2 protein-coding genes are annotated in these 1,121 nt (G+C 51.8%); both read right to left on the bottom strand.

Features of this window, described 5'->3' with window-relative positions; genetic code table 11:
* On the bottom strand, positions 1 to 236 hold a 236-nt coding region (locus ACE4YL_RS01135; protein WP_461369057.1), incomplete at its 3' end, for a hypothetical protein.
* On the bottom strand, positions 233 to 1,121 hold an 889-nt coding region (locus tag ACE4YL_RS01130; protein WP_461369056.1), incomplete at its 5' end, for a hypothetical protein. The genes ACE4YL_RS01130 and ACE4YL_RS01135, both read right to left, overlap by 4 nt.

Genomic DNA, 1,121 nt, shown 5'->3' with positions numbered 1-1,121 from the left:
AGGTCGGCCGGCTGGAACTGGTTCTGCGGCAGGCTCACCAGGTATGCGAGCGCCACGACAAACAGCACGGCCGCGATCACCGCGCCGATGCGAGCCGGGGTCAGAACGAGAATACCGGTGAAGGGTTCACCGGCGCGACGGTCCTCGACCCCTCGGTAGGCCTCAAAGAGAACGTCATCGCGCTCGACCTGACCAGCCTCTACCCGACGATGTTTGATCGTGAAGGGGGTGATCAAGTCCGCCCCCGATAGAATTGGAGGACGGGTTGTGTAGAAGTCCAAGTTTTGTCCGGTTTCCAAGCCAAAGTGATTGCATTCGGCTGTTGAGGGAAATACGGTCTGGCTTTTTTATCACCCATGGTAGCAGAAATTCCATCAAAATCGCAGGTACACTCAATATCCGAATGATTATTAAAGTTATACGGAGCGATAGGTAAATTCGGAACACCAGCGATGGTCGAATACTCCGCTGGAGTGAATGTTCCAAATGGATATCCACCCTCCAATTTCACAACAATGTTGGAAATCGTCGGCATTGATGAGTCATTCGAAGTATTACAAGTAGTAAACGAAAGAGTTGAACCAGCAGCCACATAAATGGATTGTGTTATAGTTTTGTCATATGATCCAGACCAAGTCAATTCCTGCCGTAACGGACTACAATCAACACCATTGATTATAACTCTCGAATATGAAGTGGTAGTACCAGTTACCATACGATAAGAAACAGATATCCTTACCAATTTATGTGATGCGGGAATACCGTGATTTGACAGATTTGATGGAATGGCAAACGATAATCTTGTTTCTTCAAACCGATGACCGCCAGTGTGTGTATATGGTCCGGGATACGAAGCGATCGTCACCGGATCAATCGTCACCGGTTCAACAGTGATCAGATGCGAAGATGGCTCTGGAGGGAGCGGGATTACCCCCTGGATAGTGGCTCCGGAGATTTCGGTGCTGCACCGGAGCGCCGCCGCCGCCAGGTTCTGCGAGAGCATCCGAGCGTCGTAGACGCCCCCGGTCGCGATCACCGTCGCCCCTGCCGGCACGAACACGATCGCGAGCAGGCAGGTATTCGCGGGCTGCGTCGGGCATTTTCGTTTCGTCGTCCCTTTC

Origin of the sequence: Candidatus Darwinibacter acetoxidans, assembly GCF_041936445.1 — a bacterium.
In the GTDB taxonomy this organism is placed as follows: domain Bacteria; phylum Bacillota; class Limnochordia; order Darwinibacteriales; family Darwinibacteriaceae; genus DTU010.
Note: the sequence above shows the minus strand (reverse complement) of the source record. Positions and strands in the feature narration are given on the sequence as shown.